Origin of the sequence: Arthrobacter sp. (assembly GCF_030540645.1) — a bacterium.
GTDB lineage: Bacteria > Actinomycetota > Actinomycetes > Actinomycetales > Micrococcaceae > Specibacter.
Genome location: NZ_JAUNVV010000002.1, coordinates 1 through 5,348, shown reverse-complemented (window position 1 = coordinate 5,348; position 5,348 = coordinate 1). Strand labels below are relative to the sequence as shown.

The 5,348-nt window shown below is 62.4% G+C and carries 6 protein-coding genes; 5 read left to right on the top strand and 1 reads right to left on the bottom strand.

Annotated features, from left to right (window positions below):
- Positions 1 to 79: 79 nt before the first annotated feature.
- On the bottom strand, positions 80 to 1,228 hold the full coding sequence (locus tag Q4P21_RS00695; protein WP_303386949.1) for an acetoin utilization protein AcuC: 1,149 nt from the start codon (positions 1,226 to 1,228) through the stop codon (positions 80 to 82).
- Between the two features lie 160 nt (positions 1,229 to 1,388).
- On the opposite strand from Q4P21_RS00695, the gene Q4P21_RS00690 reads away from it, so the two are divergent.
- The 5 genes from Q4P21_RS00690 (at position 1,389) to Q4P21_RS00670 (ending at position 5,233) form a co-directional block, all read left to right on the top strand.
- Positions 1,389 to 2,780 carry a TrkH family potassium uptake protein gene (locus tag Q4P21_RS00690; protein WP_303387025.1) on the top strand — a complete coding sequence of 464 codons (1,392 nt, stop codon included), beginning with the start codon at positions 1,389 to 1,391 and terminating at the stop codon, positions 2,778 to 2,780.
- Positions 2,773 to 3,459: a TrkA family potassium uptake protein gene (locus Q4P21_RS00685; protein ID WP_303386948.1), complete on the top strand. Its 687-nt coding sequence runs from the start codon at positions 2,773 to 2,775 to the stop codon at positions 3,457 to 3,459. The genes Q4P21_RS00690 and Q4P21_RS00685 overlap by 8 nt, the downstream gene beginning before the upstream one ends.
- Positions 3,460 to 3,520: 61 nt before the next feature.
- Positions 3,521 to 4,018, top strand: a complete 498-nt coding sequence (locus tag Q4P21_RS00680) for a methylated-DNA--[protein]-cysteine S-methyltransferase (protein ID WP_303386947.1) — start codon at positions 3,521 to 3,523, stop codon at positions 4,016 to 4,018.
- Positions 4,019 to 4,089: 71 nt separating this feature from the next.
- On the top strand, positions 4,090 to 4,632 hold the full coding sequence (locus Q4P21_RS00675) for an RNA polymerase sigma factor (RefSeq protein WP_303386946.1): 543 nt from the start codon (positions 4,090 to 4,092) through the stop codon (positions 4,630 to 4,632).
- Positions 4,625 to 5,233 (top strand): methylated-DNA--[protein]-cysteine S-methyltransferase, encoded by a 609-nt coding sequence (locus tag Q4P21_RS00670; protein ID WP_303386945.1) that lies wholly within the window; start codon positions 4,625 to 4,627, stop codon positions 5,231 to 5,233. The genes Q4P21_RS00675 and Q4P21_RS00670 overlap by 8 nt, the downstream gene beginning before the upstream one ends.
- Positions 5,234 to 5,348 lie beyond the last annotated feature (115 nt).

The window sequence follows — 5,348 nt, the reverse complement described above, 5'->3', positions numbered from 1 at the left end:
GGGCCGGCAAGTGGGTGGGGCCCCGCTTGCCAGGTTCCCAACAAATCGCGCCAGCGATTTATTGGGCCGGCAAGTGGGGTCAGTCAAACCATGGATCGAGGCCATACAAGGGAAAGGCAGCCTTCCTTGTGGCCATGACGGTCCTATCCAGCGCATCCGAGGGGTTGTAGCCCACTTCCCATGAGCGCCACCACGTGTCGGCGTCCTCGCCCATGAACTCCGGGGCTTTCATGCCATATTTCTGCGCAACGTGTTCCCGCCATGGCTCTGGCACTGGCGTACGCAGCGGGACGGGCCGGCCTGCCACGATCGCCATCAGGTGGGACCACACCCGTGGAACAACGCTGAAGATGTTGTAACCGCCTCCACCGGTGGCGATCCAGCGCCCTTCACACACTTCGTCTGCCAGCGCCGCAATGCTCAGCGCCGCTTCACGCTGGCCGTCAACACTCGTGTTGAGGTGCGTCAGGGAGTCGTCACGGTGCGAGTCGCAGCCATGCTGACTGAGGATCACCTCGGGATTGAAGGCCCGCACCAGCGGGGGCACCACGGCATGAAAGGCTCTGAGCCAACCAGCATCGGACGTCCCGGCAGGCAGGGCTACATTGACGGCGGAACCTTCTGCCAGTGGTCCGCCAATGTCGTTGGCAAACCCGGTTCCCGGGAAGAGTGACATCCCCGACTCATGCAATGAAATGGTGAGCACGCGGGGGTCATCCCAAAAGATTCGCTCGGTGCCATCACCGTGATGGGCGTCTATATCGATGTAGACAACTTTGGATACGCCAGAGCCCAGCAGCTTGGTGATGGCCAAAGCAGTGTCGTTGTAGATGCAGAAACCACTGGCCTTTCCGGAGAAGGCGTGGTGCATGCCGCCACCAAAGTTCACGGCACGCGTCACAGTCCCATCAAGGACTGCTTGGGCAGCCAGCAGCGAACCCCCTCCGAGCCTGGCGCTGGCTTCATGGATTCCGGCGAAAACCGGATCATCCTCAGTGCCAAGGCCCCGTGCGGTGTCACTCAAGGATGGGTCCTGCCCGACCCGGCGCACGGCTGCGATGTAGTCGCGGTCGTGCACGGTGGCCAATTCGTCGTCGGAAGCCACATACGACTCAACGACCTGCACCTGGGGAAGTTCAAAGATTCCCAGCTCACGTGCCAAGGCAGCTGTGAGCTCCAATCGCTTGGGCGACATGGGATGATGCGGGCCAAAATTGTATGCAGACATGGCTGCATCGCAGACTATGCTTGTCGGGACGGCCGCTGGCCCTGAGCTGGCAAATGATGACATCCATCACAGGCTACCCAAGTCTGGCCGCAAATGCCGTATCCGCGGCTTTGCGAAGGTTCGTGGCAGGAAGGGCAGTACGGCGTTGACAGCTAGTTCAATAGTTCCTCGGTGGCTGCCCCGCTGGCCGTTAAGAGTCGTGGTGAGCATCCGCGACTTTGTCGACCGGGTGGCAAACAGCTCCCCGGCACGGTTGGCGCTGATTGTCTTTGCGCTGGTCATTCTGGCCTTTACTTTGACCTTGTGCCTGCCGGCGGCAGCCCGGGACGGCCAGGCCACCGCCTTCCATGACGCACTTTTTACGGCAGCTTCGGCAGTTTGTGTGACCGGGCTGACCACAGTCTCCACCGCCTTGCATTGGTCATTTTTTGGCCAGCTGGTCATTTTGTTTGGCATCTTTGTGGGTGGGTTGGGCATTTTGACCCTGGCCTCGCTGATGGCTCTCATGGTCAGCAAGCGGCTCGGTGTGCGCGGCAAACTCATCGCCCAGGAGGCCATGAATGCCGGGCGCATGGGCGAGGTAGGTACCTTGCTGCGCATCGTCATCAGCACTTCAGTCGCGATTGAAATTGTGCTTGCCTTGGCGTTGGCTCCACGATTCCTCATCCTGGGCGAACCTCTCCCCCAGGCCATCTGGCACGCAACTTTCTACTCCATCTCCGCGTTTAACAATGCCGGTTTCACGCCGCACTCCGATGGTGTGGTCCCTTATGAAGCGGATCTGTGGATCCTGACTCCGCTCATGATTGGAGGGTTCATCGGCAGTCTCGGGTTTCCGGTACTGATGGTGCTCTTGGCCACGGGCTTCCGCTTCAAGAAGTGGACGCTGCACGCCAAGCTCACCGTCCAGGTATCGCTGATGCTCCTGGTGGCCGGCACGGTGCTGTGGGGTGCCATGGAATGGACCAACCCGGCAACCATCGGCGGCATGAGTGTCGGGGACAAACTCACGCACTCATTGTTTGCCTCCGTCATGACCCGTTCCTTGGGCTTTAACCTCGTGGATATGAATGCCATGCATTCCTCCACCATGCTGCTCACTGACGCACTCATGTTTGTGGGCGGCGGCTCCGCCTCAACCGCCGGCGGCATCAAGGTGACCACCCTTGCCGTGATGTTTCTAGCCATTGTGGCCGAAGCCAGGGGTGACAATGATGTGAAAATCCATGGCCGCACCATTCCCCAAGGCACCATGCGCGTGGCCATTTCCGTCATTATGATGGGTGCCACGTTCGTCATGATCGCCTGTGGCCTGCTGCTGGCCATCTCAGGGGAAGCCCTGGATCGGGTAATTTTCGAAACTATTTCAGCCTTCGCCACGGTGGGCCTGAGCACGGGGCTCAGCGGCGAGCTCCCGCCGTCGGGCAAGTATGTCCTCAGCGCCATGATGTTCTTTGGCCGGGTTGGCTCCATCACGCTTGCCTCGGCGCTGGCGCTGCGCCAACGCCGCCAGCTGTACCACTACCCGGAAGAGAGGCCCATCATTGGCTGAGAAGATCAACTCCAGCAACCGTCCGCCGCACAACGCCCCAGTTTTGGTCGTTGGACTGGGCCGTTTTGGTGCCGCCACGGCCCACCAGTTGGTCAAGCAGGGCCGGGAAGTGCTGGCGATCGAGCGCGACCCCGCACTGGTTCAAAAGTGGGCCGGCGTGCTGACCCATGTTGTGGAGGCCGACGCCACGAACATCGACGCACTGCGCCAGCTCGGGGCGCAGGACTTCAGCTCCGCCGTCGTCGGTGTGGGAACATCCATTGAATCCAGCGTGCTGATCACCGTGAACCTGGTGGATTTGGGCATTGCACACCTGTGGGTCAAGGCCATCACGCAGTCGCACGGCAAGATTCTGACACGCATTGGCGCCAACCACGTCATCTACCCCGAGGCGGACGCAGGCGTCCGTGCCGCACACCTGGTGGGCGGACGCATGCTTGACTTCATCGAGTTCGACGACGATTTCGCCATTGTGAAGATGTACCCACCGAAGGAAACGCAGGGGTTCACGCTGGAGGAATCCAAGGTCCGTTCCAAGTATGGTGTGACGATTGTCGGGGTGAAATCCCCCGGTGAGGACTTCACCTATGCGCAGCCAAACACGCGCGTCTCCGGGCGCGACATGCTCATTGTCTCCGGCTACGTGGACCTGCTTGAACGCTTCGCCGCCCGCCCCTAAACTCACGTTTTTCGCATGGCCTGCGTCTACTTGATCAGGAGGTGTTTCAATGGTCAGGCACATGATTTTCAACTCACCGTTGGGCTTGCTGACGGCGGTGGAGAACGGCTCAGGCCTGCAAGCTGTGTACATGGCCGAGCACAAGCGCCGCCCGGCTGGGGACACCTTCGGCGAGGCGGTGGAAGTGTCGGTTTCGCCTGTCCTGGCACAGACTGCGGCGGAACTTGGTGAGTACTTTGCCGGTGTCCGGCAGGAATTTTCCGTTCCGCTGGCCCCGTGCGGCAGCCCGTTTCAGCTGCGTGTCTGGGCTGCCCTGCGCACCATTCCGTACGGCGAAGTGCGCAGCTACGGTGAACTGGCGGCCGCTCTGGGTGACCGTTCCATGGCGCAGGCCGTTGGATCGGCAAACGGCCGCAACCCCATCAGTATCGTTGTCCCTTGCCACCGGGTGCTGGGCTCCGACGGCTCACTGGTGGGTTATGCAGGCGGGCTTGAACGCAAACAGTTCCTGCTCGAGCTGGAGAACCCCGCCCGTTCCCACACGGAGACGCTGTTTTGAGTCCAGAGCCGTCCCGGCCGGGCCGCAAGCATGCAGTTCCCGACACTGCGTTGCCGCCTTTTGAGGTGCTGGTGACACGGCACGGGCCCGCTGTGCTGCGGGTGTGCCGGGCCTTGGTGGGCGTACTCGATGCCGACGACGTGTGGCAGGAAACATTTGTGGCCGCCCTGCGCGCCTACCCCTCAAGCGGAAACGTCCGCAACTTCGAAGCCTGGCTCGTCACCATCGCCCGCAACAAAGCGGTGGACCACCACCGCAAGGCTGGAAGGCTGCCACTCTTGACGGCTGGTTCGCCGGAATTCGGAGTTGACGCTGGCCTTCTCCGTCCCGTACCTGGTTCGTGCGGGGGCGACGACGGGCAGGGCGGAAGGGACGGCGTCGTACGTGCTGTGGAAGCTGGTGAGACGGCCGGGCTGGTATGGGCGGCGTTGGCGAAACTGCCACCCACGCAACGAGGGGCCGTGGTTTATCACCATCTCGCGGGGCTGAAATATGTAGATGTGGCTGCGTTGCTGGGTAATTCCGAGGCTGCGGCGCGACGGGCCGCGGCAGACGGCATGAAGGCGTTGCGCACCTTGTTGGCGCCAAGTGAAGGGATGGAACACGATGGATGAGCAAGAATTGCCCACGGAACTTGCACCAGTGGCAGCCGCAGATGCTGAGGAGTTGAACAGGCTCGGTGCGGCTTTCAAGAGACGAGCTTCATCCGAGGGGCTGGTGGATGTGGCGTATCGGGTGATCGACTCTCCCGTGGGGCGGCTGTTGCTGGCCGGGACGGAGACGGGCCTGGTGCGGGTTGCGTTTGCCAGCGAAGGGCACGAGGCCGTGCTGGAATCGTTGGCGGCCACCATCAGCCCACGCGTCCTTGCTGCTCCGGCCCGTCTGGACGCGGCGGCGAAGGAGCTCGAGGAGTACTTTGACCGGCGGCGGCGCCACTTTGACCTTGCCTTGGATTTTCGGCTGGCGCACGGTTTCAGACGCGAGGTCCTTTCCCACCTGCAGGAGATCGGGTACGGCCATACTGCCAGCTATGCGGCCGTGGCGGCGCTGACCACCAGTCCCCGGGCTGTGCGGGCTGTGGGAACTGCGTGTGCCCGCAATCCGCTGCCTCTTGTGGTGCCGTGCCACCGGGTTGTCCGCTCGGACGGCAGCCAGGGTGCCTACTTGGGCGGCATGGAGGCGAAATCCCTGCTGCTGGCGCTCGAAGCGGCCTAGTTTTGGGTTCTCCGCGGCTGCGGGGGCGGTTGGGGGGTTCGGTAGTCCCCAAAGCGCCCGCCCCACACCCCAACCCCCCCCCCCGGGCGTTGGCCCCCACACACCCGGGGCGTCC